Raw genomic sequence first — 1,507 nt, forward strand, 5'->3', positions numbered from 1 at the left:
GAACACCAGGGCTGTTCGGTATCGAGACGGGTGCGATCCGCATCTCGATGAAAACTGCGCGCCGCAAATGCCCATTTTGTTCCATCACGGACAATCACATTTTTCTGATCTCGCCGCGGTTTCAATCACCGCCGCGCGATCAAAAAAACCAATAGATTTGCGAAGTTCCCGTAGACGACCGACGTATCAAGCGCTTGTGGAGGATAAATCTAGGAATTCTAAAAGTCTTTGCCCGACAAATCCGCTTGTGTTGTTCCCCGCCGCGAATTTTTTTGGATTTTTTCCGATCCAGTTATTTCGTCGTTTGCGGATTGATTGCTGACCCGCCCGCCGGGTCGGCACTTGCATGGAGCGTCCGGTCATGGCCATTTCAGCCACCTTCTCTGCCCCCACCCTGTCCCTGTTTGGCGATACACTCGACAACACGATCACCGCAAGCCGAGATGCCGCCGGGAACATCCTGGTCAATGGCGGCGCCGTTGCGATCGCCGGCGGCCCGGCGACGGTTGCCAATACCAGCCTGATCCAGGCCTCCGGGCAGTCGGGCAATGACACCATCAGCCTCGACGAGAGCAACGGCGCGATGCCGGCCGCGATCCTGTTCGGAGGTGACGGCAACGACACTCTGACTGGCGGATCGGGCGCCGACCAGCTATTCGGCGAAGCCAACGACGACACGCTGTTCGGCAAGGGTGGCGACGACCTCCTGTTCGGCGGCAGCGGCAACGACACGTTGACGGGTGGAACTGGCGACGACCAGGTGTTTGGCGAAGCCGGGGACGACCTGATGATCTGGAACCCGGGCGATGGCAGCGACCTGTTCGAGGGTGGCGCCGATACCGACACCGCCGAAGTCAATGGCGGCAACGGCGCCGAGGTTTTCACCATCACCGCAAACGGCACCCGCGTCCGCTTCGACCGCGTCAGCCCGGCGCCCTTTACGCTCGACATCGGCACGACAGAAAATCTCGTCGTTCATGCCAATGGTGGCGATGACACCATTACGGCCGGTAACGGCCTCGCCGCCCTGATCGCCCTCACGCTCGACGGCGGGGCCGGCAACGACACCATTACCGGCGGCGACGGCGCCGACCTGCTGATCGGCGGCAGCGGCAACGACATCGTGACCGGCGGTCGCGGCAACGACACCGCCTTGCTCGGCGATGACGACGACACCTTCATCTGGAACCCGGGCGACGGCAGCGACACCGTCGAGGGCCAGGCCGGTTCCGATACGCTGGTCTTCAACGGCGCCAACATTGCCGAGAACATCGACATCTCCGCCAACGGCTCCCGCGTTCGCTTCACCCGCGATGTCGCGAACATCACGATGGACCTCAACGGCATGGAGACGATCGCATTCCACGCTTTGGGGGGCGCGGACACCATCACCGTCAACGACCTCACCGGCACCGACGTCAGGCAGGTGACGATCGATCTCGCGGCAAGCGGCGGAGCCGGCGACGGCGCGGCCGATACCGTGATCGTCAACGGCACCGCCGGCGCG

General features: G+C 62.7%; 1 pseudogene. It reads left to right on the forward strand.

Annotated features, from left to right (window positions below):
- Positions 1 to 361: 361 nt before the first annotated feature.
- Positions 362 to 1,507: pseudogene (locus tag EPO09_RS21515) on the forward strand (hypothetical protein); the annotation flags it as partial.

This window comes from Aquabacterium sp., from assembly GCF_004297345.1.
GTDB lineage: Bacteria > Pseudomonadota > Gammaproteobacteria > Burkholderiales > Burkholderiaceae_C > Aquabacterium.